Raw genomic sequence first — 25,706 nt, 5'->3', positions numbered from 1 at the left:
GTCGGGGGCGCGCCCCGGGCCCGACCCGGGGCCCCGCGCCGCCCGCCGAGGGCGCGGGCCCGGGGGCGGGGCCGGCCGTCGGCCTCCTGCCTGCGAAGGCTCAGGCGACGGTTCCGGGCGGCCCCTCCGCCGGCGTCTCCAGCCGGAACTTTCGGAACGGCACGCCGGCGTGATCCACCACCCCCAGCGGGCGAGCGCCGAGGCGGGCGAGCGCGCCGAGCCGCCGGCGCGACAGCGGCAGCAGGAAGGTCACGAAGGGGATGCGCGGGTCGGCGCGGGCCGCCACCAGCGCGCGCGCCGCGATGCGCAGCCCGAGGCCGAAGGCCTCGGGCGTCAGCACCAGGCCGAAGTCCCACTCCGCCCCCTCCTTCTGGAAGCCGCCCCAGCCGACATAGACCCCGTCCGCCAGGATCGCCCAGTGGCCGAGGCCGTCGCGGGCCCAGCAGGCCTCCTTCGCGGCGACCAGCGCCTCGACGGCGGCGAGGTCCCAGGCGGCGGGGGCGAGCGGCAGGTGCGCCGCGACCCGCGGGTCGGACATCTGGGCGAGGATCGCGGCGGGCGCGACCTCGGGCAGGCGGCGGAAGGCGATCCGGGGGGCGGCGGGCATCGGCAGGGTCCGGGCGTTCGGGCGGGGCCGCGGTTTGTAGCGCCCGCGGCGCGCGCCCTGGCGTCACGTTCCGGAGAGGGGCCGGAGAGGGGCCGGAGAGGGGCCGGAGAGGGGCCGGAGAGGGGCCGGAGAGGGGCCGGAGCGGGCCTCGAGCGTGGCGCGCAGACCGCGCCGAGACCGGCCCCGAACGCAGAACGGACGGCCGCGGGGGCCGTCCGTCGCTTTGCTCGGCGGGGGCGCCGAGGCGCCCCGTCAGGCGCGTCGCGGGCTCAGTAGAGCGCGACCGGGTTGATGATCATCTGCACGGCGCCGCGGACGCGGGCCTGGCCGAGGACGAACATGAACTCGTTCACCCCGTCGTCCAGCACCGGCCCGACGTTCATCGTCTCGAGGATGTAGATCCCGTTGTCCTTCAGCAGCACCGCGTGGGCGAAGAACAGCTTGCCGCCCTCGGGCGCGGGCACCACGTCCAGGCCCCAGGTGTCGGCGCCGACGGCCATCACGTTCCGCTCGGCCAGGAACTCGGCCACGTCGGGCAGGATCCCCGGCTCGGTCGAGCCCCACTCCTGCGGGGCGCTCTCCAGCTTCGCTTCGGTCCAGCCGGTGTGGAAGATGACGATGTCGCCCTCGCGGATCTCGACGTTCTGCTGCTCGATCGCCTCCTGCACGTCCGAAAGCGGGATGGCGTGGCCGCCCTCCAGGAACTCGACCCCGGCATGGGCGGCCATGTCGATGATCACCGCGCGCCCGACCAGCGGCGGCACGTTGTGGGTGCCCATCTTGGTCAGGCCGGTGATCGGGGCGAAGTCGGCCCAGTCGTTGCAGTTGTAGAAGGTGCCGCCGACGCCGAAATGCCCCAGCCCGTCGAGCTGCGAGCCGACGCCGAACCACAGCTGCGCAAGGTCGTCGTTGGCCACCGCCGCATAGCCCAGGTCGATCGGCTTGCCGCCGGTGTGGTTGGGCTGCACGACCTGCAGGCTGACGCCGCGGGGCGGGTAGGCGGGGGTGTTCGCGTCGATGACGATGCCCAGCGGCCGGGTCTTGCCCTGCTTGATCAGCTCGGCGGCCAGCTTCACCCGCTCTTCCGTCACCAGGTTGGCCGAGCCGATCTCGTCGTCGGCGCCCCACTGCGAGGGCTCGCAGTCCTGGGCGAAGGCGGGGGCGGCGAGGACGCCCAGCGACAGGCCAAGCGTCACGAGCGCGCCGGCGGCGCGGGTTGCAATGGACATGATCGTTTCCTCCCTGCGGGGCCGCGTCGGGGCGACTCCCTTAATTAAGCAGTGAGTTAAGCTAACGCGACGTCGGGCGGCGATCAACCGCGACGTGCCCTGCACGCGCGCGATCCCGTCGAGGGCGTCCCCCGACCCCGTCCCGAGCCCGCCCCGGGCGTCGCCACGGACGCCGCCCCGGGCCCGAAACGCGGAACGGGCGGCCGAAGCCGCCCGTTCCCGGTCTTCCCTGCGCGCCCCTCGCGGGCGCGGGCGATCAGTAGAGCGCCACCGGGTTGATGATCATCTGCACCGTGCCGCGGATCCGGGCCTGGCCGAGCACGAACATGAACTCGTTGACGCCCTCGTCGACCAGCGGCTTGGTCTCCATGGTCTCGAGGATGTAGATGCCGTTCTCCTGCAGCAGGACGACGTGGCCGTAGAAGGCGCCCTCGCCCTCCTTCGGGGGCACCGGCTCGACGCCCCAGGTGTCGGCGCCCACCGCCATCACGTTCAGCCCCGCCAGGTAGCGCGAGCCCGAGACCGACAGCCCCGGCTCGCCCGAGACCCAGGCCTTGGGGTCGCTCTCCAGCATCGCCGAGGTCCAGCCGGTGTAGAACAGGACGATGTCGCCCTCGCGGATCTCGACGCCCTGGGCCTCGGCGGCGGCCTTGACCTCCTCCTCGCCGAAGCTCTCGCCGGCGTCGAGGTGCGGCTTGCCGAAGTGCTTGGTCATGTCGATCACCACGCCCCGGCCGACCAGCGGCGGGATGTCGTGCACGCCCAGCTTGGTCAGCCCGGTGATCGCCGAGATCTCCTTCTCGTCGAGGCAGTTGTAGTAATAGCCATGCTCGCCCAGGTGCCCCAGCCCGTCGATCTGGGAGCCGATGCCCACCCAGGTCTGCAGCACGTCGTCGTTGTAGTTGCCCGGGTAGCCGAAGGCCGACAGCTTCTGCCCGCCCTGCTGGTTGGGCTGCACCACCTGCAGCGACAGCGAGCGGGGGGCGAAGGCGGGCGTCTCGGGCCCGATGACGATGCCCAGCGGCACCGACTTGCCCTGCTTGACCAGCTTCAGCGCCTCCAGCGTGCGCTCCGGGCTGACCAGGTTGGCCGAGCCGATGGTGTCGTCCTTGCCCCATTGATCGGAGTGCACGCACTCCCCGGCGAGCGCGCCGCCCGCGACGGCGAGCGAGGCCAGCGCGAAAAGCGCGCCTCGGGCGTGGGTTGTCAGCGACATGTTCATCCTCCCTGTTCCGGGGGCGTCTGCTTCGCGCCCCTCGTCGGCCTGCGAACAGTGTCGGCGCCGCCCGCGCCGATCAAGCGAAAGATTTCGCAACGGAAGCTGAACGGGTCCGCCTCGCGCTCGCCCCGATCGGGGACGGCTTCGGCGCCGCGCGGCCTTGGCCTCGCCGCGATCCCCCGTCACCTCCTGCGCCGAACCCTGCCCCCGGGCCAGAGCGCCGCGATCCGCGCGCCGGCCCCCGAACCGGAGCGCCGCCGATGACCCCCGCCCTCGCCCGCCTGCCCGTCCTGGCCCCGGCCCTGCTGTCGGCCGCCCTCGCCGTCTCCGGCCCCGCCGCCGCGCAGGAGGCGGGCCCCGCCCTCGCCGGGCCGGCGGCGCCGGGGCTGGGCGCGGCGATGGGCCTGGCCGCCGCGCCGCTGCGCGATCCGGGGACCGAGCCCGGCGAGCCCGCCGCCGAGCCCGCGGCCGGCCCCGACGGCTCGCAGGAGCCGCCGGCCGAGGATCTGCCGGCCTGGGTGGACGCGGACGCGCGCGGCACGCTCTCGGTCACCTTCGAGAACGACATCTTCGGCGACGACGACAAGGATTACACCAACGGCGTGCGCTTCGACTACGTGACGCCGCGCAACAACCTGACGGCGGCGGGACGGCTGGCGAAGCGGGGGCTGTTCGAGTGGTTCTCGGACGCCGACGACTGGTATGAATTCTATACGTTGGGCCAGAACATGTACACGCCCTCGGACATCTCGCGGCGCGTCCCGCCGCCGGGGGACCGGCCCTATGCGGGCTTCCTCTACGGGGGCTTCGGGGTGGCGGCGGACCGGGGCGACCGGCTCGACACGATCGCGCTCGAGGTGGGGGTGGTCGGCCCCTCCTCCCAGGCCGACCGGACCCAGACGCTGGTCCATGACGTGATCGGCGCGCAGAAGCCGCGCGGCTGGCATACGCAGCTCGAGGACGAGCCGGGCGTGCGGCTGGTCTACGAGCGCAAGTGGCGCTTCGGGGCGGACCTGCCGACGCGGGTGCTGGACCTGTCGGTGGACTGGGCGCCCTCGGTCACCGCGACGCTGGGCAACGTCGAGACCTCGGTGGCGGCGGGCGGGATCGTGCGGCTGGGCAAGGACCTCGCCGACGACTACGGGCCGCCGCGGGTGCGCCCGGCGGTGGCCTCGCCCGGGTTCTTCCGCAACGAGGACGACTTCGGTTGGTACGTCTTCGCCGGCGTCGAGGGCCGGGTCGTGGGGCGCAACATCTTCATCGAGGGCAACACCTTCGGCGGCGTCGACGGGGTCGAGCCCAACCGCCTGGTCGCCGACGTGCAGGCCGGCGCCGCGATCCAGGTGGGCCGCGTCGAGCTGAGCTTCACCCAGGTGCTTCGCACCGAGGAATACGCCGGCCAGGACGGTCCCGCCGTGTTCGGCTCGGTCAACCTGCGCACCCGCTTCTGAGCCGCGCGCCGGGCGCCCGCCCCGGCCCGATCCTCCCCGCCGCCCGCCCCCGGGCGCCCGTGGCGCGCCGCCGGCCACGCCCTGCAAAGCGCCTGTTCTCCGGAGCCGTCTCTCGCGGATGCCGAAAAGAGCGACTCGCCCGAAGGGGTCAAGGATCGCGAAGCGACCGCGCTTGCGCGGCTCGTCCTTGACCCCTTCGGGCGAGTCGCTCAGGCATCCATCAGCGAGAGACGGCTCCGGAGGACAGGCGCGGGCTTGTTCTTGGGTGAGTCAGGAGCCCGCCGGAGGCTCCCCCTCCCCATTCCCTCAAGCCGCTCCTCATCGTCGCGCCCCAGCCAAGCCCGCCTGCAGGGCGCCTGCAGAGCGCTCGCTCCCCCTGCGGCCACCCGCCTCGACGCAGCCCGTCCGGCCCCATCGCCGCGGCCTCTGCGCGCACGCATCGGCGCCGCTTGCGCCCTCGCCGCGCAACTTTATTGTGCGCCCCCGACAGGGCGCCCCTCCCGGCGCCGCCCCCTTCACCGCAGCGACGGAGCCCGCGCATGACCGCCTCCAAGACCAATCCCGGGTATTTCTTCGAGGACTTCAGGGTCGGCCAGGTGATCCGCCACGCCACGCCGCGCACCCTGACCGAGGGGGACCGGGCGCTCTACACCGCGCTCTACCCGACCCGCTTCGCGCTGCCTTCGTCCGACGCCTTCGCCCAGGCCTGCGGCCTGCCGCGCTCGCCGCTCGAGGACCTGATCGGCTTCCACGTCGCCTTCGGCAAGACCGTCCCCGACATCTCGCTGAACGCGGTGGCGAACCTGGGCTATGCGGAGTGCCGGTTCCTCAAGCCGCTCTATCCCGGCGACACGATCTCGACCGAGACCGAGATCATCGGCCTCAGGCAGAACTCCAACGGCAAGTCGGGCGTGGTCTGGGTCCGCTCCGTCGCCTCCACCGCCGACGGGGAGCGGGCGCTGGAGTGGGTGCGCTGGGTGATGGTGCGCAAGGCCGACGAGAGCGCGCCCGCGCCCGAGCCGGTGGTGCCCGAGCTCAAGCCCGCGGTCCCGGCCTCGGAGCTGGCGATCCCCGCCGGCCTCGACTTCTCCGCCTACGACTTCGCCGCGGCGGGCGAGCGGCACCGCTTCGGCGACTACGCGGTCGGCGAGCGCATCGATCACGTGGACGGCGTGACCATCGAGGAAGCCGAGCACATGATGGCCACCCGCCTGTGGCAGAACACGGCCAAGGTGCATTTCAACGCCCGGTTCCGCGAGGACGGCCGCCGCCTGATCTACGGCGGCCACGTGATCAGCCTCGCCCGCGCGCTCAGCTTCAACGGGCTCGCCAACGCCCAGACGATCGTGGCGATCAACGCGGGCTCCCATGCCAACCCCTGCTTCGCGGGCGACACCGTCTACGCCTGGTCCGAGGTGCTGGAGAAGGCCGAGACCGCGGCCCCCGGCGTCGGCGCCCTGCGCCTGCGGCTCGCCGCGGTGAAGGACGACCCGACGCCGGCCCCCCTGCGCGGCGAGGACGGCAAGTACGCGAAGAACGTGCTCCTCGACCTCGACGTCTGGGCGCTGGTCCCGGTCTGAGCCGCGCCCGCGGGCGCCGGCCGGGCCCGGCCCGGCCGACGCAAGGGCGCCCGCGACCTCTGCGCGCGGACGCGCGGGCGCCGTCCGCGAGGGACTGTCGCGCGGCCGCCCCTGGGCGTAGGCTGCGCGTCAGGCGGTTGGAGTGTTAAGCTTGTCGATCTCTCTACGCGCCCGCTGCCGCGGCGCGCTTCTCGCCCTTGCCGCGTTCGGCGCCGTCGCCGGGCAGGGGGCCCCTGCGCGGGCGGACGGACCCTTCACCGTCCTGCCCGCCAACGTCGCGCCGCTGGCCGAGCGGCGGGCGGACGGCTACGCGCCGACGAGCTGGCTGACCTTCTCGCAGGTCGACAGCGTCTGCGGCGGCGAATGCGCGGTCACCCTTTCGGCGGGCAAGTTCGTCGAGACGAACATGTCCGAGATCTTCCTCTACGGCGAGCCGGTGGCCCCGTGGGAATACGAGTTCGGCGAGGACTACATCATCTCGCTGGCCGGCTCGCGCCGGGTGGCGACGCTCTTCGACGTCATCGACCTCGAGGCCGAGGTCGGCGTCGCCCAACGCTTCGGGCTGGAGTCGACGGTCGAATTCTGGGTCGGCGGCTACGCCCGCTGGACGGCGTTCCCGTGGAACGACCACGTGCGCACCACGATCGCGATCAACACCGGGCTGAACTACGCCACCGACGTCACCGCGCTGGAGCGCAAGCGGGGCGACACGCCCAACGGCTCCAACCTGCTGCATTACCTCGCCCCCGAGATCACCGTGGCGCATCCGGACTGGAAGCGTTCGGAGGTCGTGTTCCGCTTCCACCACCGCTCCGGCGGCGAGATGCTGTGGGGCGACAGCTGGCTGTTCAACGGGGTCTCGGGCGGGGCGCAGTACTTCACGCTGGGCCTTCGGCAGCGATTCTGACGCTTGCCGGCGGTCGGTCCGCCGGTGTCGCCAGTTTTGTGATCACAACGATAAATCCGTGATCACAAAACCCGCCGAAACGCCGCCCGCGACAGATTTTTTCGCCTCGCAGCGACGACGGGACGCTTTCATGCCGCGATGCGACGCGGTATGCAGTCGGCCAGCCAGGGGTTGCGCGCCGTCGATCCGATGCCGTCCGCGCCCCCGCGCCGGGAGAAACGAAAGGGGTCGCAATGGCCGACGTGAACCGGGGCAACCGCCCGCTTTCCCCCTTCATGATCGGGCCGTACTATCGGCCGCAGTGGACCTCGATGCTGTCCATCGTGCACCGCATCACCGGTTGCGCGCTGGCCCTCGGGGCCGTCCTGATCGTGTGGTGGCTGCTCGCCGCGGCCTCGGGACCCGACTACTTCGCCAGCGCCGACTGGGTCGTCACCTCCTGGCTGGGCCAGCTGGTGCTGTTCGGCTGCCTGTGGGCGCTGCTCTACCATTTCTGCAACGGGATCCGTCACCTGATCTGGGACACGGGCCTGCTGCTCGAAGTCGACAAGGCCGAGCTCGCCGGCAAGATGACCGTGGTCGCCTCGGTCGTGCTGACGCTGCTCGTCTGGATCATCTGAGGGGAGGGGACGCCATGAGCTACAAGACCGACTTCGGCCGCGTTCTCGGCCTCGGCTCCGCCAAGCAGGGCACCGGCCACTTCTGGAGCCAGCGGGTCACCGCCGTCGCGCTGATCCCGATCCTGATCTTCGCGATCTGGCCGCTCGACGCCGCGGTGGGCCTCTCCTACGAGGAGGTGCGCGCCATCTACGCCAGCCCGTTCAACGCGATCATGCTGATCCTGCTGATCGCGGTGGGCTTCCGGCACATGCAGCTCGGGCTGCAGGTGGTGATCGAGGACTACGTCTCGAACCCCGCCGTGCGCACCGCCGCGCTGCTCGCGAACACGATGTTCTGCGCGCTGTTCGGCCTGACCGGCGTGTTCGCCGTCGCCAAGATCGCCTTCGCCGGCTGACGCTGCTGCGCCCCCTCGGCGAGGGGGCGCGCGCGACGCCTGCAAGCGCCAAAGCAGAGGACCAGCCATGGCCGCTTACGAATATGTCGATCACGCCTATGACGTCGTGGTGGTGGGGGCCGGCGGCGCCGGGCTCCGGGCTACGCTGGGCATGGCCGAGCAGGGGCTGAAGACCGCCTGCATCACCAAGGTGTTCCCCACCCGCTCGCACACCGTGGCGGCGCAGGGCGGCATCGCCGCCAGCTTGCAGAACATGGGCCCCGACCACTGGCAGTGGCACATGTACGACACGGTGAAGGGCTCCGACTGGCTCGGCGACACCGACGCCATGGAGTACCTGGCCCGCGAGGCGCCCAAGGCGGTCTACGAATTGGAACATTACGGCGTTCCGTTCAGCCGCACCGAAGAGGGCAAGATCTACCAGCGTCCCTTCGGCGGCCACACGACCGAGTTCGGCGAGGGCCCGCCGGTGCAGCGCACCTGCGCCGCGGCCGACCGCACCGGCCACGCGATCCTGCACACGCTGTATGGGCAGAGCCTGAAGAACAAGGCCGAGTTCTACATCGAGTATTTCGCCACCGACCTCATCATGTCCGAGGACGGGCGCTGCACGGGCGTCATCGCCTGGAAGCTCGACGACGGCACCATCCACCGCTTCCGCGCCAAGATGGTGGTGCTCGCCACCGGCGGCTACGGGCGCGCCTACTTCTCGGCGACCTCGGCCCACACCTGCACCGGCGACGGCGGCGGCATGGTGGCCCGCGCCGGCCTGCCCCTGCAGGACATGGAGTTCGTGCAGTTCCACCCGACCGGCATCTACGGCTCGGGCTGCCTGATCACCGAGGGCGCCCGCGGCGAGGGCGGCTACCTGACCAACTCCGAGGGCGAGCGCTTCATGGAGCGCTACGCGCCGACCTACAAGGATCTCGCCTCGCGCGACGTGGTCAGCCGCTGCATGACCATCGAGATCCGCGAGGGCCGCGGCGTGGGCCCGAACAAGGACCACATCCACCTGCACCTCGACCACCTGCCGCCCGAGACCCTGGCCCTGCGCCTTCCGGGCATCTCGGAGTCGGCGCGGATCTTCGCGGGCGTGGACCTGACCAAGGAGCCGATCCCGGTGCTGCCGACCGTGCACTACAACATGGGCGGCATCCCCACGAACTACTACGGCGAGGTCCTGACCAAGGGGCCGGATGGCGGCGATCAGATCGTCCCCGGCCTGATGGCGGTCGGCGAGGCCGGCTGCGCCTCGGTCCACGGGGCCAACCGCCTGGGCTCCAACTCGCTGATCGACCTGGTGGTCTTCGGCCGCGCCGCCGCGATCCGGGCGCGCGAGGTGGTCGATCCCAAGACCGCCGTGCCCGAGCTCGACCTCGCGTCGTGCGAGAAGTCGATGACCCGCTTCGACCACCTGCGCAACGCCAACGGCGCCAAGCCCACGGCCGAACTGCGCCTCGACATGCAGCGCGCCATGCAGTCCGACGCCGCCGTCTTCCGCACCGAGGAGACGCTGCAGGACGGCTGCCGCAAGATGGCCGAGATCCGCAAGGAGTTCGCCGACGTCAAGGTCTCGGACCGCTCGCTGATCTGGAACTCCGACCTGATGGAGACGCTGGAGCTCGACAACCTGATGCCCAACGCGCTGGCGACGGTCGTCGGGGCCGAGGCCCGCAAGGAGAGCCGCGGCGCCCACGCCCGCGAGGACTACGCGGAGCGCGACGACACGAACTGGCGCAAGCACACGCTGGCCTGGGTCGCCGACGGCGGCGAGGTCACGCTGGACTACCGCTCGGTGGTGCTCGACCCGCTGACCACGCAGGACGAGGGCGGCATCGACCTGAAGAAGATCGCGCCCAAGGCGCGGGTCTACTGAGGGCCTGATCGGAATGGACGGAGCCCAGCCGCGCGGACGCAGCCAGGCGGAGATCGACGAGAAGCTGGACCTTCGGGCCCGGCTTGCGGTCGAGCACCTGGCGCGTCTCGCGGCCGAGGGGCCGGAGCGCGACTGCTGCCTGTGCGGCTACCGTGGCCGGTTCAGCCCGGTGCGCACCAAGCCCGGCATCTGGTGCCCGTCCTGCGACAGCCGCCCGCGCCATCGCCTCTTCAAGCTCTGGCTCGACCGGGGCGGGGCGGCGGAGATCGAGGGCCGGCGCGTCCTGCATTTCGCTTCCGAGCCGATCCTGACTGCGGTCGTGCAGCCGCTGGCCGCGCGCTACGCGACGGCCGACATCCTGCCCGGCCACGACCTGCACCTGGACATGGAGGCGATCGACCAGCCCGACGCGAGCTGGGACGTCGCCATCGCCAACCATGTGCTCGAGCATCTCGACGACCGCAAGGCGCTGGCCGAGCTGCACCGCGTCCTCGCCCCCGGCGGTCTGTTCCTGGTCACCGTCCCGCTGGTCGAGGGCTGGGCCGAGACGCTCGAGAACCCCGCCTGGACCTCGCCCGAGGACCGGCGCGCCTACTACACCGACCCGCTGCACCTGCGCTTCTACGGCCGCGACTTCCGCGACCGCCTGGCGCAGGCCGGCTTCGCGGTCGAGGACTTCACCGCGGTCGAGCCGGACGTGTTCCGCTTCGGCCTCCAGCGCGGCGAGACGCTGTTCGTGGCGCGCAAGGCCGCCGCTCCGGGGGCGGGGCGATGATGGCCGTCTCGAACGTCGTGGCCGAGCGTCCGGCGACCCGGTCGCTCAGGCGCCCGGTCCATTTCGTCTGCCCGCCGGATCAGGTCTGGCCCGAGCTGCTCGACGGCGCGCCGGTCGAGCTGTCGATGGAGACGCTGCTCGAGCGCAGCCTCCAGAACGTCGACTGCTGGGTGTCGCGGGTGTGCTACGAGCTGCGGCGCGCCGGCTGCGAGTGCACCTACGCCACGCAGACCCGGCGCGGCGCGATCAACGTCTGCGACGCCGTCACCCTGCGCTGGACCAACCGGGGCGTGCGCCCCTACGTGATGATCGCGCGCGGCGACAAGCACTGGCCGATGCTGGCGAATTTCGTGGCGAGCCAGAACCGACAGGACGCGGGGCGGCGCAACGGGATCTTCATTCCGATCTGGCTGCAGGCCGGCATCCTGCCGCGCGATCCCGCCCGCGGCGCCGCGATCCGCAAGCTCTCCTTCAAGGGCTGGCCGGCCAATCTCTACGCCGACTTCCGCTCCGACAGCTTCCGCGCGGCCCTTGCCGAGCGGGGCGTCGACTACGACATCGGAGTCGAGGCCTTCCGGTCCGGGCGCCCCAACTGGGCCGACTATCGCGACTGCGACCTGGTGATCGCGGTGCGCAACCTCACGGAGTTCGACATCCGCACGAAGCCGGGCAGCAAGCTGGTCAACGCCTGGTGGGGCGAGACCCCGGCGCTGCTGGGTCCCGAGCCCGCCTACGCCGAGATGCGCCGCAGCGAGCTCGACTACATCGAGGTTCGGACCGTCGAGGACGCGCTGGCCGCCATCGACCGGCTGATCGCCGATCCCGAGCTCTACGCCGCGATGGTCGAGAACGGGCGGGTGCGGCGCCGGGAGTGGACCGACGAGCTCTTCCGCGACATGTGGATCGACGCGCTCAACGGCGTCGTCGCCGCGGATTTCGAGGCCTGGGAGCGGCGCAGCGGCCTCTCGCGCGTCGCGTGGGTCGCGGTCCGATCGGTGAAAGAACAAGTCAGCCGTCGTCGCCGCTGGCGACGCACCCAATCCGGCCCGCGGGTTCTGGACGCTCCTCCGTCCGCTCCGCGTCCCGCCGAACCCGCCAGCTAGGGAGCCTAACGATATGGTTCAATTCAACCTGCCCAAGAACTCCCGCGTGACCGTCGGCAAGACCTGGCCGCGGCCCGAGGGCGCGACCAACGTCCGGACGTTCAAGATCTACCGCTGGTCGCCGGACGACGACGCGAACCCGCGCGTGGACACGTATTTCGTGGACATGGACAGCTGCGGGCCGATGATCCTGGACGCGCTGATCAAGATCAAGAACGAGATCGATCCGACGCTGACCTTCCGCCGCTCCTGCCGGGAAGGCATCTGCGGCTCCTGCGCGATGAACATCGACGGGATCAACACGCTGGCCTGCATCTACGGCCTCGACGAGGTCTCGGGCGACGTGAAGATCTACCCGCTGCCGCACATGCCGGTGGTCAAGGACCTGATCCCCGACCTGACCCATTTCTACGCCCAGCATGCCGCGATCATGCCCTGGCTGGAGACGCACACGACCGCCCCCGAGAAGGAGTGGCGCCAGTCGATCGAGGACCGCAAGAAGCTCGACGGGCTCTATGAGTGCGTGATGTGCGCCTCCTGCTCGACCGCCTGCCCCAGCTACTGGTGGAACGGCGACCGCTACCTCGGGCCGGCCGCGCTGCTGCACGCCTACCGCTGGCTGATCGACAGCCGGGACGAGGCCACCCAGGAGCGGCTCGACTTCCTCGAGGATCCGTTCCGCCTCTACCGCTGCCACACGATCATGAACTGCGCCAAGACCTGCCCCAAGGGCCTGAACCCGGCGAAGTCCATCGCCGAGATCAAGAAGATGATGGTCGAGCGCACCATGTGACCGGCCCCGGCCCCGGCCGGCCCGCGCGAAACCCCCGCCCCTCCGGCGGGGGTTTTTCGTTGTGGGGGTCAGGGGGGCGGGATCCGCTCCAGCACCTCGACCGCGCCGTCGGCGCCGACCGCCAGCGACAGGATCTCGCCCGAGCGGGGGACGACGCCGGTCAGGGCGGTGATGTTGACCTGGTGGGTGACCAGCATCACGCGGCTCTCGGGCGGCAGCTCCGTCAGGAACCGGCGCAGGGCCTCGGTCTGTTCGGCGCGACGCTCGCGGCGGCCGAAGAAGGAATCGAGGGCGGGGAAGGGCTCGACGGGACCGAGGTCCAGCAGCTCGGCGGTCTCCGAGCAGCGGCGCCAGCGGCTGGTCAGGACGCGGTCGGCGACGAAGCCCGCCGCCCGCAGCCGCGCGCCGATGGCGCGGGCCTGCGCGCGGCCCGTCTCGTCCAGGTTGCGCTGGGTGGAGGGATCGTCGAGCCGGAAGCCGGCCGGGTCCCCCACCCCGGGCGCCAGGGCGTGGCGCATGATTAGGATCGTGCCGGGCCCGTCCAGCGGCTGCGCGGCGAGCGGCGGGACCGGCGCGACGGCGAGGGCCGCCAGCGCGACGAGGGTGCGGAGCAGGGTTCGACGTCGGGTCATCCCCGCCAAGCTAGCGCGCCGCCGCCGCCGGCGAGCCCCGCCCCGATCACGAGCCCGTCAGACCCCCGCGGGCGTGATCCCCGCTTGCGAAGCCGTGCCGATGGCCGGACAATCCTTTTGCATGTGATCGATGCAGGCTTATGTTGGTCAGCATCCACGACCTGATTAGGGAGGAGGCGCGGATGGCTCCGCTGGACGCCCAGGTCGCCCTTACCGACAAGTATCGTGTGTCGAAGGGCGCGGCCCTGATGAACGGCATGCAGGCGCTGGTGCGCCTCGCGCTGGAACAGGCCGACGTCGACCGCGACGCCGGGCTGAAGACGGGCGGCTACATTTCCGGCTACCGCGGCTCGCCCATCGGCGGGTTCGACCAGGAGCTGGCCCGCGCGGCCGAGGAGCTGAAGGCGCGCAACATCGTCTTCAACCCCGGCCTGAACGAGGACCTGGCGGCCACCGCGATCTCGGGCACCCAGAGCCTGGGGGCGGCCGAGGATCCGACCGTCGAGGGCGTGTTCTCGATCTGGTACGGCAAGGGGCCGGGGGTCGACCGCTCGCTGGACGCGATGAAGCACGGGGCGCTGGCGGGGGCGCATCCCAGGGGCGGGACCGTCTACCTGCTGGGCGACGACCCGATGTCGAAGAGCTCGACCACCGCGCACCAGTCCGAGCAGGCGATGATGCACGTGATGGTCCCGGTGCTCTATCCGGCCTCGGTGCACGAGATCGTGCCGCTGGGCCTGCACGCCTTCGCCATGTCGCGGCACACCGGGGCCGTGACCTCGATGAAGATCGTGACCGACGTGGCCGACAGCGCCGCGACCGTGGCGCTGGACCGCCTTCGCCCGACGCCCGTGCTGCCGCCGCTGCCCGGCTTCGAGGTTCCCCTCCACAACACCGGCGGCTTCCTGCCCTACGTGGTGCAGGAGCGGCGGATGGCCGTGCGGATGCAGGCGGTGAAGGACTACGCCCGCGCCAACCGGCTCAACGAGCCGGTGTTCGAGCCGGCGGGGCCCAAGCGCCTGGGCATCGTCGCCGTCGGCAAGGCCTTCGGCGACGCCATGGCCGGGCTGAAGCTGCTGGACCTGGACCCCGAGCGGGCCGCCGCCTCGGGCATCGGCCTGTTCCGGATGCGGATGACCTGGCCCGTGGAGCCCGCCTCGCTGCTCGAGTTCGTGCAGGGCTACGACCAGCTGCTGGTGATCGAGGAGAAGCGCTCGCTCGTCGAAACCGAGCTCGCGCATCTGCTGGTCAACGCCCCCGGCCCGCGCCCGATCCTGACCGGCAAGCGCGACGCCGGCGGCTCGCCGCTGGTGCAGGACTTCGGGGAGCTGTCGCCGGAGCATGTGGCGGACGTCATCTCCCGCGAGGCGTCCGACCTGGGCGTCTGCGAGACGAAGCCTCCGGCGCCGCCGAAGCTGACCGGCAACGCGCCGGCGATGCCGCGCACGCCGTGGTATTGCGCCGGGTGTCCGCACAACCGCTCGACCAAGTTGCCGGACGGCAGCCTCGCGGGCGGGGGCATCGGCTGTCACGCGATGTCGGTGCTGCACAGCCCCGAGACCACGCAGCTCTTCACCCAGATGGGCGGCGAGGGCATGCACTGGGTCGGCCGGGCGAACTTCGCCGGCCGCAAGCACATGTTCCAGAACCTGGGCGACGGGACGTACACGCACTCCGGCATGCTGGCGATCAAGGCCGCGGCGGCCGCGCCGGGCGTGAACATCACCTACAAGATCCTCTACAACGACGCGGTGGCGATGACCGGCGGCCAGCCGATCGAGGGCCAGCCCCTGCCGGCCGAGATCGCCGCCCAGGTGCTGTCCATCGGCGCGAAGCAGGTGGTCGTCGTCTCCGACGACATCGAGGCGACGAAGGAGACGGGGACCTGGCCCACGGGGAACGTCTCGTTCCGCGACCGCGCCGAGAACCTGCTGGTGCAGACCGAGCTGCGCGAGGTCGAGGGGACCACGGTGCTCCTCTACGTGCAGACCTGCGCCGCCGAGAAGCGCCGCCGCCGCAAGCGCGGCAAGTTCCCCGATCCCGCCAAGCGCGCCGTGATCAACCCGCTGGTCTGCGAGGGCTGCGGGGATTGCGGCATCCAGTCGAACTGCGTGGCCATCAAGCCGCTGGACACCCCCTTCGGCACCAAGCGGCGCATCGACCAGACGGCGTGCAACAAGGACTACTCCTGCCTCGAGGGCTTCTGCCCGTCCTTCGTCACCGTCGAGGGCGTCGAGTCCGACCCCCTGCTCGGCAAGAAGGGCATCCGCCACGACCCGCCCGAGGGGCTGCCGGAAGCCGCCACCACGCCTGCGCTGGACTACGCCGCCGTCATCACCGGCATCGGCGGGACCGGCGTGGTGACCGTGGCCGCGGTGCTGTCGATGGCGGCGCGGCTGGAGGGCCTGCATGCGCTGACGCTGGACCAGACCGGCCTCAGCCAGAAGAACGGCGCGGTGCAGTCGCATCTGCAGATCGGCCCGCATCCGATCGACGACCGCCCCGCGCGGGTGGCTCGCGGCAAGGGCCGGCTGCTGCTCGCCTGCGACATGCTGGTGGGCGCGGGGGACGAGGCCATGGGCCTGATCGACCCCGCCCAGGGCCAGGCCATCGCCAACGGCCAGGTCGAGCCGCTGCCCGCCTTCGCCCGCAACCCCGAGGCCCGCGCCGACGAGGGCGCGCTGGAGGGCCGCCTGAAGGGGCAGCTCGGCGACGACCGGGTGCTGGTGAAGGACGTGGCCTATCTGGCGACGCAGCTCGTCGGCGACGGCATGGGCGCGAACCTGATGCTGGTGGGCGTCGCCTGCCAGGCCGGCGCGCTGCCCGTGACCGCCGAGGCCATCGAGCGGGCGATCCGTCTGAATGGCGCTGCGGTGGACATGAACCTCGCCGCCTTCCGCTGGGGCCGCTGGCTGGTCGCCCAGCCCGGTCTGGCGAAGGAGAAGGCCGGCGAGAAGACCCTGCCGGCCTGGCAGACCGAGGACTACGACGCCCTCGTCGCCCGGTTCGAGCGGTTCCTGACCGACTACCAGTCCGCCCGCTACGCCCGCCGCTTCCGCGAGCATCTCGCGGGTGTGGAGGCGGCCGAGGAGGCGCACTGGCCCGGCCGTCGGGACCTGTCGCGGCTCGCGGCCCGGGCGTTGCACAAGTCGATGGCGATCAAGGACGAATACGAGGTCGCCCGCCTGCATCGCCACCCCGACTGGAAGGCCCAGCTCGCCCGCGACTTCGCCCCGGACGCGAAGGTCAACTACCATCTCGCGCCCCCGGTCACCGCGAAGATCGACCCGGTGTCCGGCCGCCCGCGCAAGCAGAAGTTCGGGCCCTGGATGGAGAAGGGCTTCGCCGTCCTGGCCGGCATGAAGTCGCTGCGCGGCACTGCGCTCGATCCCTTCGGACGCTCCGAGGAGCGGAAAATGGAGCGGGCGCTGGTCGGCGAGACCGAACAGCTCGTCGATCTGGTCGCCGCGAAGCTGTCTCCGGCCACCGAAACCCTGTGCCGCGAGGCGCTGATGCAGCCCCTCGCGATCAAGGGATTCGGCCCCGTGAAGCAGGCGAATCTGGAGAAGACCAAGCCGGTCTGGGATCGACTGGTCTCGGATTTGTCTAAGATTGCATGAACTTGGCGGCGCCGCGGGGCAGGACCCGCGGCGCCGCCCGCCCGAAATCCTTTTGTGACGGTGGGATTCGGGGATATCCTCCAGGCGTCCGGAAAAGCCCTTTTGCGACAGTATCTTGGGCTGTCATAAAAGCTTGGCCGTTTTGCGAATAAACATCGCGCGGGCAGGTGCTACCCAGCGCCTCGACGACCCGGCGTTCATCGCAGCCGCAGACGGGTCGATGACGGATTACGGAGGACACCCGTGAAAGCCACCAACCTGATCTCGCTGGCCGTGGCCGGCATTCTGGCCGCCGGCGCGGCCGCCGCCCAGTCCCGCGACCAGATCCAGGTCGCCGGTTCCTCGACCGTGCTGCCCTACGCCTCGATCGTCGCCGAGGCCTTCGGCGAGAACTTCGACTTCCCGACCCCCGTGGTCGAGTCGGGCGGCTCCTCGGCCGGCCTGAAGAAGTTCTGCGAGGGCGTGGGCCTGAACACGATCGACATCGCCAACGCCTCGCGCAAGATCCGCGAGAAAGAGGTCGCCGCCTGCGCCGAGAACGGCGTGACCGAGATCATCGAGGTCCGCATCGGCTACGACGGCATCGTCTTCGCCTCCCAGATCGACGGCCCCGCGTTCACTGAGTTCACCCCCGACCAGTGGTACAAGGCCATGGCGGCCGAGGTTCCGGTGGACGGCAAGATGGTCGCGAACCCCGCCAAGACCTGGGCCGACGTCGACGCCTCGCTGCCCGCGGTCGAGATCCAGGCCTTCATCCCTGGCACCAAGCACGGCACCCGTGAAGTGTTCGAGGAGAAGGTCCTGCTGGCCGGCTGCGAGGAGTCCGGCGCGCTCGAGGCGATCCAGGCGACCGGCCTCGACGAGAAGGCCGCCGAGAAGGCCTGCATGGCGGTGCGCACCGACGGCGCCTCGGTCGACATCGACGGCGACTACACCGAGACGCTGGCCCGCATCGACGCCAACCCCAACGGCGTGGGCGTGTTCGGCCTCGCGTTCTACGAGAACAACACCGACAAGCTGAAGGTCGCCACCATGGGCGGCGTCGCCCCCTCGACCGAGACCATCGCCTCGGGCGAATACCCGGTGTCGCGTCCGCTGTTCTTCTACGTGAAGAAGGCGCACCTGGCCGAGGTTCCCGGCCTGAAGGAGTTCGCCTCCTTCTTCGTCTCCGACGCGGTCGCCGGCCCGAACGGGCCGCTCGCCAACTACGGCCTGGTCTCCGACCCCGAGCTGGCCGACACCCAGGCGATGATCGCCGACGAGAAGTCGATGTAAGATCGCCCGGGTCCACAGCGACCTGACGAAAACCCGGAGGCGGCCCTCAGGGCCGCCTCCCCCATGTCTCCAAGGCATGTCTCTCCCGAGGGGTCGACTGGGTCATGATCGCCACGCTTTTCTTCGTCCTGCTGGCCGTCGCGGTCATGGGCGGGTATTTCCTGGGCCGGCGCAGGGCCGCCGCCTCCGCCGGGGGCGACATCCGCGCCCTGCATTCGCTTCTGAACTACCACGGCTGGAACGTCGCGCTGGCGACCGGGATGACGGGCCTGGGCGTGCTGCTGATCGGCAGCTTCGCGTCGAGCTTCATCGGCCTGCCGCCCGAGGTCGTCTACGCCGTCGCGGCGCTGGCCGCCGCCGCGGCCTTCTTCCTGTCCTTCCAGCGCATCTCCCGCGATTTCCGCGCCCGCAACGCGGTCGAGTCGATGGTGATGGGCCTGCTGATCGTGGCCTCCTCGATCGCGATCCTGACCACCGTCGGCATCGTGATGTCGATGCTGCTCGAGACCGGGCGCTTCTTCGCCCAGTACGAGTGGACCGAGTTCTTCTTCGGGACCACCTGGTCCCCGAACTTCCGCGGCGACTCCGATCTCGGGATCCTGCCGCTGCTGTGGGGCACGCTCTACATCTCGCTGATCGCGCTGGCGGTGGCCGTTCCCATCGGCCTGTTCGCGGCGATCTACCTCTCCGAATACGCCTCGCGCCGGGTGCGCAGCGTGGCCAAGCCCCTGATCGAGGTGCTGGCCGGCATCCCGACCATCGTCTACGGTCTGTTCGCCCTGATCACCGTCGGCCCGATGCTGCGCGACTACTTCGCCCAGCCGCTGGGGCTGGGCGACAGCTCGTCCTCGGTGATGACCGCGGGGCTGGTGATGGGGATCATGCTGATCCCGTTCGTCTCGTCCCTGTCGGACGACATCATCAACGCGGTGCCCCAGGCGATGCGCGACGGCTCGCTGGGGCTGGGCGCGACGCCGTCCGAGACCATCCGCTCGGTGATCATTCCCGCCGCCCTGCCGGGGATCGTGGGCGCGATCCTGCTGGCGGCCTCGCGGGCCATCGGCGAGACGATGATCGTGGTGCTCGGCGCAGGCGCCGCCGCCACCCTCTCGATGAACCCGTTCGAGGCGATGACCACCGTGACGGTGAAGATCGTCAGCCAGCTGACCGGCGACACCGACTTCGCCTCGCCCGAGACGCTGGTCGCCTTCGCGCTGGGCATCACGCTTTTCGTCCTGACGCTCGGGCTGAACGTCCTGGCGCTCTACATCGTGCGCAAGTACCGGGAGCAGTACGAATGACCGACGCCGCCATGCCCCTCGCCGGTCCGGCGCCGGCCAAGTCGCTGCACCAGCCCGACGCCCGCACCCGCAAGCGCAACGCCGCCGAGCGCCGTTTCCGCCTCTACGGCATGGCCGCCGTCTCGGCGGGCCTGGTGGCGCTGGTGGTGCTGCTGACCTCGATCCTCTCCCAGGGCCTGCCGGCCTTCCAGCAGACCTATATCGAGGCCGAGATCTACCTCGACCCCGCGATCCTGGACCCCAACGGGACCCGGGACCCCGAAGAGATCTCCAAGGTCCTGACCTTCAGCTACAAGCCGATGATCGAGGACTCGCTGACCTCGGTCGCCGAGCGGCTGCAGGGGCAGGGGGCCTCCGAGCTGACGCCGGCGATGCTGGCGGGCATGATCTCGGGCGCCGCCAACGCGCAGCTTCGCGACTACGTCCTCGCCAACCCCGAGGAGATCGGCCAGACGGTCGAGTTCGAGTTCCTGACCAACGCCCGCATCGACCAGTACATGAAGGGCAAGGTCACGCGCGAGAGCGCGGCGCTCGACAGCAAGGTCGACGTGGCGCAGCTCAACGCCGCCGACGCGCTGGTCGAGGGCGGCGCGATGGAGACCCGCTTCAACTGGGACTTCATCACCGCCCCCGACGCCTCCGAGAACCGGCCCGAGGCCGCGGGCCTGGGCGTGGCGCTGCTCGGCTCGCTCTACATGATGCTGATCGTGCTGTTCCTGGCGCTGCCCATCGGCGTCGCCGCCTCGATCTACCTCGAGGAGTTCGCCAAGAAGAACGTCTGGACGGACATCATCGAGGTGAACATCTCCAACCTCGCCGCGGTGCCCTCGATCGTCTTCGGCATCCTCGGCCTCGCGATCTTCATCAACTGGATGCACCTGCCGAACTCGGCCCCCATCGTGGGCGGGCTGGTGCTGACGCTGATGACGCTGCCCACGATCATCATCGCGACCCGCGCCTCCCTGAAGGCGGTGCCGCCCTCGATCCGCGACGCGGCGCTGGGGGTCGGGGCCTCGAAGATGCAGGCGGTGTTCCACCACGTGCTGCCGCTGGCCGCGCCCGGGATCCTGACCGGCACGATCATCGGCCTCGCCCAGGCGCTCGGCGAGACCGCGCCGCTGCTGCTGATCGGCATGGTCGCCTTCGTGCGCGACTATCCCGACGCGCCTCCGGGCGGCCTGTTCGAGCCTGCGACCGGTCTTCCGGTCCAGGTCTACAACTTCACCCAGCGGGCCGATCCGGCCTTTGTCGAACGCGCGTCCGGCGCCATCATCGTCCTGCTGGTCTTCCTGGTGGTCATGAACCTGATCGCCATCATCCTGCGCCGTCGTTTCGAGCGCCGTTGGTGAGCCCGGAGACCATGAACATGTACGATACGAACGAGGCGAAGACCGCCGTGCAGAACGACGTGAAGTTCCACTGCTCCGACGTGCAGGTCTATTACGGCGAGAGCCACGCGATCAAAGACGTGAGCATCGAGCTGCTGGACAACACCGTCACCGCCTTCATCGGCCCCTCGGGCTGCGGGAAGTCGACCTTCCTGCGCTGCCTGAACCGGATGAACGACACCATCGACATCTGCCGGGTCGAGGGGAAGATCGACCTCGACGGCGAGGACATCTACGACAGCCGCGTCGACCCGGTGCAGCTGCGCGCCCGGGTGGGCATGGTGTTCCAGAAGCCCAACCCGTTCCCCAAGTCGATCTACGACAACGTGGCCTACGGCCCCCGCATCCACGGCCTGACCAAGAACAAGGCGGAGCTCGACGAGGTGGTCGAGAGCTCGCTGCGCAAGGCCGCGATCTGGAACGAGGTGAAGGACCGCCTGCACGCGCCGGGCACCGGCCTGTCGGGCGGCCAGCAGCAGCGCCTGTGCATCGCGCGGGCCATCGCCACCGCGCCGGAAGTGCTGCTGATGGACGAGCCGTGCTCGGCCCTCGATCCCATCGCGACCGCCCAGGTCGAGGAGCTGATCGACGAGCTGCGCGAGAGCTATTCGGTCGTGATCGTCACCCACTCGATGCAGCAGGCGGCGCGCGTCTCCCAGAAGACCGCGTTCTTCCACCTGGGCGTGATGGTCGAATACGACGAGACCACCAAGATCTTCACCAATCCGTCCGACCAGCGGACGCAGGATTACATCACCGGCCGCTTCGGCTGACCCGACCCCGCAAGGCAGGAACGAAGACATGTCCACCATGGGAACCGGTCGCCACACCGTCTCCGCGTTCGACGAGGAGCTGATGGGCGTCCGCGCCAAGATCGCCGAGATGGGCGGCCTGGCCGAGAAGCTCCTGGACGAGGCGCTCGACGCCATCGAGCGTCGCGACGTCGAGACGGCCGAGCAGGTGATCGCCTCCGACCGCCGGCTCGACAAGCTCGAGCACGAGACCGAGGAGCTGGTGATCCGCACCATCGCCCTGCGGGCCCCCGTCGCCACCGACCTGCGCCTGCTGGTCGCCGCGATGAAGGCCTCGTCGACGCTGGAGCGGATCGGCGACCTCGCGAAATCCACCGCGCGGCGCTCCATCGACCTGACGCGCGAGCGGCCGATGCGCATCGCGGGCTCGCTGGTCCGCATGGGCCGCACGGTGCAGCGGCAGCTCTCGGACGCGCTGAACGCCTATTCCGCCCGCGACAGCCAGGCGGCCCTGGCGGTGTGGCGGCGCGACGTGGAGATCGACGAGCTCTACAACGCCCTGTTCCGCGAAATGGTCACCTACATGATGGAGGACCCGCGGACGATCACGCTCGGCTCCCACTGCCTGTTCATGGCCAAGAACCTGGAGCGGATCGGCGACCATGCCACGCATCTCGCCGAGATGACCTGGTACGTGGTCGAGGGCGAGCCCCTGACCGCCGATCGTCCCCGCGCGCCGCGCGGCTACGGCAACGAGCCGCTGGACGAGACCAGGGCCTCCGACGCCCCGGACGAGCAGGCCTGAGCGGCCGCGATTTCATGCCTTGATCCGGGGAGGGCGCCCACCGCCCTCCGCCGCCGGCGGCCCTGCATGGCCGCTCAACACGGAGACGACGCGTCATGACGGCCCGCGTGATGGTCATCGAGGACGACGAGGCGCTGAGCGCCCTGCTGGAATACAATCTGGTCAAGGAAGGCCACAAGGTCAGCCTGGTCTCCGACGGCGAGGAGGCCCTGATCGCGATCGAGGAGGAGCGCCCCGACCTGATCGTGCTGGACTGGATGCTGCCCCATGTCTCGGGGATCGAGATCTGCCGCCAGATCCGCGCCCGCGCCGAGATCAAGGACACGCCCGTCATCATGCTGACGGCCCGCGGCGAGGAGGAGGACCGGATCCGCGGTCTCGAGACCGGCGCCGACGACTACCTGACGAAACCCTTCTCGACCTCCGAGCTGCTGGCCCGGATCCGCGCGGTCCTGCGCCGCTCGCGCCCGACGCTGGCGGGCGACGTGGCGACCTTCGGGGACATCATCCTCGACCGCCAGGCGCATCGCGTGCGCCGGGGCGAGCGGGACCTGCACCTGGGCCCGACCGAGTTCAAGCTGCTCGACGTCCTGATGCAGCGCCCGGGGCGCGTGTTCTCGCGCGAGCAGCTGCTGGACCTGGTCTGGGGCCGCGACGTCTATGTCGAGATCCGGACGGTGGACGTCCACGTCGGCCGCCTGCGCAAGGCGATCAACCGGCGCGGCGACCGCGACCCGATCCGCACCGTGCGCTCGGCCGGCTACGCGCTGGACGAGACCTACACCCCCGCCGGCCCCGCCGTGCGCCGCGAAGCACGCGCCTGAGGGCGAGGCTCCCGGGCCCATAGGCGCCCTGCGGGCGGGCTTGGCGGGGTTGCACTTCGGTGCAGGCCCTGCGCCCGACCGGCAGGGGCCGCGCCCTCAGCGCAGGTTGACCCGCAGCGCCGCGGCGGCGGCGAAGGGGGCGACGCCGGCGGCGAGCGCCGTGACCGCGCCGAGGAAGGCGAGCGCCGGGGTCGGGTCCAGCCCGGTGGCGGCCCGGTCCGCCGCCTGCGCCCCGAAGATCAGCGTCGGCACGTAGAGCGGCAGCACCAGCACAGACAGCAGCAGCCCTCCGCGCCTGACGCCCGCCGTCAGTCCTGCGCCGACCGCCCCCACGAGGCTCAGCGCGGGCGTGCCGATCAGCAGCGCCAGCAGCAGCGGGCCGAAGGCCTGCGGGTCGAGGTTCAGCATCACCCCGATCGCCGGCGCGGCCAGCGTCAGCGGCAGCCCGGTCGAGATCCAGTGCGCCGCCGCCTTGGCCAGCACGATCGCCTCCATCGGCAGCGGCCCAAGCGCGAGCTGGTCCAGCGAGCCGTCCTCGAGATCCGCCTGGAACAGCCGGTCGAGCGACAGCAGGCAGGCGAGCAGCGCGCAGACCCACACGACGCCGGCCGCGATCCGCGCCAGCGCCTGCCCCTCGGGCCCCACGCCCAGCGGGATCAGCAGCGCGGCGAGCAGGAAGAAGCCGAGGCTCAGAAGCCCCCCGCCGCCGATCCGGAAGGCCAGCGCCAGGTCGCGGCGCACCAGCGCGAGGAACGCGCTCATCGCCAGTCCCCCGTCAGGAACGGGTCGTCGAGGGATTTTCCGCCCGACGCGCCGGCGGCCTCGCCGGCCGGCTGCGCCGGCGGCTCGGCCGGCCCCGTGCCCTGGGGCCGCCCGGGCATCGTCACCACCGCGTCGCCGAAGCCGAGGTCGACATGGGTGGCCGCCAGCGCGATGCCCCCCGCCGCGCAATGCTCGCGCACCACCTGCGCGAAAACGGCGGTGGAGGCGGCGTCGAGCGAGACCGTCGGCTCGTCCAGCAGCCACACCGGGCGGGCGGCCACCAGCAGGCGCGCGAGGCCCAGCCGGCGCTTCTGCCCGGCGGAGCACCAGTGCGCGGGATCCTCGGCCAGCCGCTCGAGCCCGAAGCGCTCCAGCGCCGCGTCGACGCGGGCGGCGGGGGCGCCGTGGAAGGCGGCCCAGGCGGCGAGGTTGCCGCGCACCGTGAAGGCGGGCTTCACCGCGTCGAGATGACCGGCCAGCGCCACCCGCTCCCGCCAGGCCTCGCCGTCGCCGGGCAGGGTCAGACCGTCCAGGCTCGCCCGCCCCGCCGCCGCCGGCGCGAGGCCCGCGAGGATGCGCAGCAGCGAGGATTTGCCCGACCCGTTCGGCCCGCGCAGCGCCGCCGCCTGGCCGGAGACGAGCGCGAAGGACAGCCCCTCGAACACGAGGCGGCCGGCGCGGCGGCAGGCGAGGGTTTCGGCGCGGAACTCCATGGCTCTCCCCTTAGCCGGGCGGCGGGGCGGGGGGAAGCGGTGGTGCGTCGCGCCTCTCCCCGCCCGGGCGCGCCAGGGGCGGGCCCTGAAGCCGGGGGCGCGCGGAACGCCCCGCGGCGCTCGGGGCCGCCGCGTCGGCCGCACGCGGGGGCAGGGGGAGGGGGCAGGGGGAGGGGAGGCGAGCGGGACCCGCCCTGCGCGGCTCAGCGGGGGCGGCGCAGGAGGCGGGCGAGGTATTCGCCGTAGCCGCTCTTCTTCAGGGGGGCGGCCAGCGCCTCGAGCTGGGCGTCGGAGATCCAGCCGGCGGCCCAGGCGATCTCCTCCGGGCAGGCGACCTTCAGGCCCTGCCGCTCCTCGATCACCTGCACGAACTGGCCGGCCTGGAGCATCGAGGCGTGGGTGCCGGTGTCGAGCCAGGCGTAGCCGCGCCCCATGATCTCGACGAACATGTCGCCGCGCCGCAGATAGGCGTTGTTGACGTCGGTGATCTCCAGCTCCCCGCGGGCCGAGGGCTTCACGTTGGCCGCGATCTCCAGCACGTCGTTGTCGTAGAAATAGAGGCCGGTGACCGCGTAGGAGCTCTTCGGCTCGGCCGGCTTCTCCTCGATCGAGAGCGCCTTGCCGGTCCTGTCGAACTCGACCACGCCGTAGCGCTGCGGATCCTGCACGTGATAGCCGAAGATGGTGCCGCCGGTCTTGCGGGCGAGCGCGGCCTTCAGCAGCTCCGGCAGGCCGTGGCCGTAGAAGATGTTGTCGCCCAGCACCAGGCAGACGTTGTCGGCGCCGACGAACTCGCGCCCGATGAGGAAGGCCTGGGCCAGGCCGTCGGGGCTGGGCTGCACGGCGTACTGCAGGTTCAGGCCCCATTGCGACCCGTCGCCCAGCGCGCGCTGGAACTGCTCGGCGTCGTGGGGGGTGGTGATCACCAGCACGTCGCGGATGCCCGCCAGCATCAGCACCGACAGCGGATAGTAGATCATCGGCTTGTCGTAGACCGGCAGCAGCTGCTTGGAGACGCCCAGCGTGATCGGGTGCAGCCGGGTGCCGGAACCGCCGGCGAGAATGATGCCCTTCATCGG

At 71.1% G+C, this 25,706-nt stretch carries 23 protein-coding genes; 16 read left to right on the top strand and 7 right to left on the bottom strand.

What is annotated here, in order from left to right:
• Window positions 1-100: 100 nt before the first annotated feature.
• From BM064_RS08930 to BM064_RS08915, 3 genes are all read right to left on the bottom strand, one after another.
• Window positions 101-607: a GNAT family N-acetyltransferase gene (locus BM064_RS08930; RefSeq protein ID WP_092859422.1), complete on the bottom strand. Its 507-nt coding sequence runs from the start codon at window positions 605-607 to the stop codon at window positions 101-103.
• Window positions 608-876: 269 nt separating this feature from the next.
• The gene (locus tag BM064_RS08920) at window positions 877-1,836 is read right to left on the bottom strand and encodes a cyclase family protein (RefSeq protein ID WP_092859421.1); all 960 of its coding nucleotides are present in this window, start codon (window positions 1,834-1,836) and stop codon (window positions 877-879) included.
• 256 nt (window positions 1,837-2,092) lie between these two features.
• A complete protein-coding gene (locus BM064_RS08915) occupies window positions 2,093-3,052 on the bottom strand; it encodes a cyclase family protein (protein ID WP_092859826.1) in 960 nt (319 codons plus the stop codon).
• A 263-nt stretch (window positions 3,053-3,315) separates the two neighbouring features.
• Here BM064_RS08915 and BM064_RS08910 point away from each other — a divergent pair, with 263 nt between their 5' ends.
• The 9 genes from BM064_RS08910 (at window position 3,316) to BM064_RS08870 (ending at window position 12,555) form a co-directional block, all read left to right on the top strand.
• On the top strand, window positions 3,316-4,506 hold the full coding sequence (locus tag BM064_RS08910; RefSeq protein ID WP_092859420.1) for a lipid A deacylase LpxR family protein: 1,191 nt from the start codon (window positions 3,316-3,318) through the stop codon (window positions 4,504-4,506).
• Window positions 4,507-5,045: 539 nt separating this feature from the next.
• On the top strand, window positions 5,046-6,086 hold the full coding sequence (locus BM064_RS08905; RefSeq protein WP_092859419.1) for a MaoC family dehydratase: 1,041 nt from the start codon (window positions 5,046-5,048) through the stop codon (window positions 6,084-6,086).
• Between the two features lie 151 nt (window positions 6,087-6,237).
• Complete coding sequence (locus BM064_RS08900; RefSeq protein WP_092859418.1) at window positions 6,238-6,993, top strand: hypothetical protein; 756 nt, start codon at window positions 6,238-6,240, stop codon at window positions 6,991-6,993.
• Window positions 6,994-7,226: 233 nt separating this feature from the next.
• Window positions 7,227-7,613, top strand: a complete 387-nt coding sequence (gene sdhC / locus BM064_RS08895) for a succinate dehydrogenase, cytochrome b556 subunit (RefSeq protein WP_092859417.1) — start codon at window positions 7,227-7,229, stop codon at window positions 7,611-7,613.
• A 14-nt stretch (window positions 7,614-7,627) separates the two neighbouring features.
• Entirely contained in the window at window positions 7,628-8,008 is a 381-nt protein-coding gene (gene sdhD / locus BM064_RS08890; RefSeq protein ID WP_092859416.1) for a succinate dehydrogenase, hydrophobic membrane anchor protein, read from the top strand.
• A 67-nt stretch (window positions 8,009-8,075) separates the two neighbouring features.
• Window positions 8,076-9,884, top strand: coding sequence for a succinate dehydrogenase flavoprotein subunit (gene sdhA / locus BM064_RS08885; RefSeq protein ID WP_092859415.1), 1,809 nt, complete (start codon window positions 8,076-8,078; stop codon window positions 9,882-9,884).
• Window positions 9,885-9,897: 13 nt separating this feature from the next.
• The gene (locus BM064_RS08880) at window positions 9,898-10,659 is read left to right on the top strand and encodes a methyltransferase domain-containing protein (RefSeq protein WP_092859414.1); all 762 of its coding nucleotides are present in this window, start codon (window positions 9,898-9,900) and stop codon (window positions 10,657-10,659) included.
• On the top strand, window positions 10,659-11,762 hold the full coding sequence (locus tag BM064_RS08875) for a glycosyltransferase (protein WP_092859413.1): 1,104 nt from the start codon (window positions 10,659-10,661) through the stop codon (window positions 11,760-11,762). The genes BM064_RS08880 and BM064_RS08875 overlap by 1 nt, the downstream gene beginning before the upstream one ends.
• Window positions 11,763-11,775: 13 nt before the next feature.
• Entirely contained in the window at window positions 11,776-12,555 is a 780-nt protein-coding gene (locus tag BM064_RS08870; RefSeq protein ID WP_092859412.1) for a succinate dehydrogenase iron-sulfur subunit, read from the top strand.
• Window positions 12,556-12,623: 68 nt separating this feature from the next.
• Here BM064_RS08870 and BM064_RS08865 read toward each other — a convergent pair whose 3' ends face one another.
• Window positions 12,624-13,187, bottom strand: coding sequence for a histidine phosphatase family protein (locus tag BM064_RS08865; protein ID WP_092859411.1), 564 nt, complete (start codon window positions 13,185-13,187; stop codon window positions 12,624-12,626).
• Between the two features lie 182 nt (window positions 13,188-13,369).
• Between BM064_RS08865 and BM064_RS08860 the strand changes: the two genes are divergently transcribed.
• From BM064_RS08860 to phoB, 7 genes are all read left to right on the top strand, one after another.
• Window positions 13,370-16,807, top strand: coding sequence for an indolepyruvate ferredoxin oxidoreductase family protein (locus tag BM064_RS08860; RefSeq protein WP_177236195.1), 3,438 nt, complete (start codon window positions 13,370-13,372; stop codon window positions 16,805-16,807).
• Window positions 16,808-17,065: 258 nt separating this feature from the next.
• Entirely contained in the window at window positions 17,066-18,082 is a 1,017-nt protein-coding gene (locus tag BM064_RS08855; protein WP_425426159.1) for a substrate-binding domain-containing protein, read from the top strand.
• A gap of 104 nt (window positions 18,083-18,186) precedes the next feature.
• Window positions 18,187-19,383 (top strand): phosphate ABC transporter permease subunit PstC, encoded by a 1,197-nt coding sequence (gene pstC / locus BM064_RS08850; RefSeq protein ID WP_092859408.1) that lies wholly within the window; start codon window positions 18,187-18,189, stop codon window positions 19,381-19,383.
• Complete coding sequence (gene pstA, locus BM064_RS08845; protein ID WP_092859407.1) at window positions 19,380-20,732, top strand: phosphate ABC transporter permease PstA; 1,353 nt, start codon at window positions 19,380-19,382, stop codon at window positions 20,730-20,732. Before pstC ends, pstA begins: the two co-directional genes overlap by 4 nt.
• A gap of 17 nt (window positions 20,733-20,749) precedes the next feature.
• Window positions 20,750-21,544, top strand: coding sequence for a phosphate ABC transporter ATP-binding protein PstB (pstB, locus tag BM064_RS08840; RefSeq protein WP_092859406.1), 795 nt, complete (start codon window positions 20,750-20,752; stop codon window positions 21,542-21,544).
• Window positions 21,545-21,572: 28 nt separating this feature from the next.
• Window positions 21,573-22,328 (top strand): phosphate signaling complex protein PhoU, encoded by a 756-nt coding sequence (gene phoU / locus BM064_RS08835; protein ID WP_245779104.1) that lies wholly within the window; start codon window positions 21,573-21,575, stop codon window positions 22,326-22,328.
• Window positions 22,329-22,423: 95 nt separating this feature from the next.
• On the top strand, window positions 22,424-23,152 hold the full coding sequence (phoB, locus tag BM064_RS08830; protein WP_092859405.1) for a phosphate regulon transcriptional regulator PhoB: 729 nt from the start codon (window positions 22,424-22,426) through the stop codon (window positions 23,150-23,152).
• Window positions 23,153-23,248: 96 nt separating this feature from the next.
• On the opposite strand, the gene ccmB is transcribed toward phoB, so the two are convergent.
• From ccmB to rfbA, 3 genes are all read right to left on the bottom strand, one after another.
• Window positions 23,249-23,914 (bottom strand): heme exporter protein CcmB, encoded by a 666-nt coding sequence (ccmB, locus tag BM064_RS08825; protein ID WP_092859404.1) that lies wholly within the window; start codon window positions 23,912-23,914, stop codon window positions 23,249-23,251.
• The gene (ccmA, locus tag BM064_RS08820; RefSeq protein ID WP_092859403.1) at window positions 23,911-24,627 is read right to left on the bottom strand and encodes a heme ABC exporter ATP-binding protein CcmA; all 717 of its coding nucleotides are present in this window, start codon (window positions 24,625-24,627) and stop codon (window positions 23,911-23,913) included. Before ccmA ends, ccmB begins: the two co-directional genes overlap by 4 nt.
• Window positions 24,628-24,830: 203 nt before the next feature.
• Window positions 24,831-25,703, bottom strand: coding sequence for a glucose-1-phosphate thymidylyltransferase RfbA (gene rfbA, locus BM064_RS08815; RefSeq protein ID WP_092859402.1), 873 nt, complete (start codon window positions 25,701-25,703; stop codon window positions 24,831-24,833).
• Between the last annotated feature and the right edge of the window lie 3 nt (window positions 25,704-25,706).

It is taken from the genome of Albimonas pacifica (assembly GCF_900113695.1).
GTDB lineage: Bacteria > Pseudomonadota > Alphaproteobacteria > Rhodobacterales > Rhodobacteraceae > Albimonas > Albimonas pacifica.
Note: the sequence above shows the minus strand (reverse complement) of the source record. Positions and strands in the feature narration are given on the sequence as shown.

Bases quoted from the DNA above. Each gene is read 5' to 3' on its own strand.
- BM064_RS08930 (WP_092859422.1), bottom strand. From the start codon at position 607: ATGCCCGCCGCCCCCCGGATCGCCTTCCGCCGCCTGCCCGAGGTCGCG.
- BM064_RS08920 (WP_092859421.1), bottom strand. From the start codon at position 1,836: ATGTCCATTGCAACCCGCGCCGCCGGCGCGCTCGTGACGCTTGGCCTG.
- BM064_RS08915 (WP_092859826.1), bottom strand. From the start codon at position 3,052: ATGTCGCTGACAACCCACGCCCGAGGCGCGCTTTTCGCGCTGGCCTCG.
- BM064_RS08910 (WP_092859420.1), top strand. From the start codon at position 3,316: ATGACCCCCGCCCTCGCCCGCCTGCCCGTCCTGGCCCCGGCCCTGCTG.
- BM064_RS08905 (WP_092859419.1), top strand. From the start codon at position 5,046: ATGACCGCCTCCAAGACCAATCCCGGGTATTTCTTCGAGGACTTCAGG.
- sdhC (WP_092859417.1), top strand. From the start codon at position 7,227: ATGGCCGACGTGAACCGGGGCAACCGCCCGCTTTCCCCCTTCATGATC.
- sdhD (WP_092859416.1), top strand. From the start codon at position 7,628: ATGAGCTACAAGACCGACTTCGGCCGCGTTCTCGGCCTCGGCTCCGCC.
- sdhA (WP_092859415.1), top strand. From the start codon at position 8,076: ATGGCCGCTTACGAATATGTCGATCACGCCTATGACGTCGTGGTGGTG.
- BM064_RS08880 (WP_092859414.1), top strand. From the start codon at position 9,898: ATGGACGGAGCCCAGCCGCGCGGACGCAGCCAGGCGGAGATCGACGAG.
- BM064_RS08875 (WP_092859413.1), top strand. From the start codon at position 10,659: ATGGCCGTCTCGAACGTCGTGGCCGAGCGTCCGGCGACCCGGTCGCTC.
- BM064_RS08870 (WP_092859412.1), top strand. From the start codon at position 11,776: ATGGTTCAATTCAACCTGCCCAAGAACTCCCGCGTGACCGTCGGCAAG.
- BM064_RS08865 (WP_092859411.1), bottom strand. From the start codon at position 13,187: ATGACCCGACGTCGAACCCTGCTCCGCACCCTCGTCGCGCTGGCGGCC.
- BM064_RS08860 (WP_177236195.1), top strand. From the start codon at position 13,370: ATGGCTCCGCTGGACGCCCAGGTCGCCCTTACCGACAAGTATCGTGTG.
- pstC (WP_092859408.1), top strand. From the start codon at position 18,187: ATGATCGCCACGCTTTTCTTCGTCCTGCTGGCCGTCGCGGTCATGGGC.
- pstA (WP_092859407.1), top strand. From the start codon at position 19,380: ATGACCGACGCCGCCATGCCCCTCGCCGGTCCGGCGCCGGCCAAGTCG.
- pstB (WP_092859406.1), top strand. From the start codon at position 20,750: ATGTACGATACGAACGAGGCGAAGACCGCCGTGCAGAACGACGTGAAG.
- phoU (WP_245779104.1), top strand. From the start codon at position 21,573: ATGTCCACCATGGGAACCGGTCGCCACACCGTCTCCGCGTTCGACGAG.
- phoB (WP_092859405.1), top strand. From the start codon at position 22,424: ATGACGGCCCGCGTGATGGTCATCGAGGACGACGAGGCGCTGAGCGCC.
- ccmB (WP_092859404.1), bottom strand. From the start codon at position 23,914: ATGAGCGCGTTCCTCGCGCTGGTGCGCCGCGACCTGGCGCTGGCCTTC.
- ccmA (WP_092859403.1), bottom strand. From the start codon at position 24,627: ATGGAGTTCCGCGCCGAAACCCTCGCCTGCCGCCGCGCCGGCCGCCTC.
- rfbA (WP_092859402.1), bottom strand. From the start codon at position 25,703: ATGAAGGGCATCATTCTCGCCGGCGGTTCCGGCACCCGGCTGCACCCG.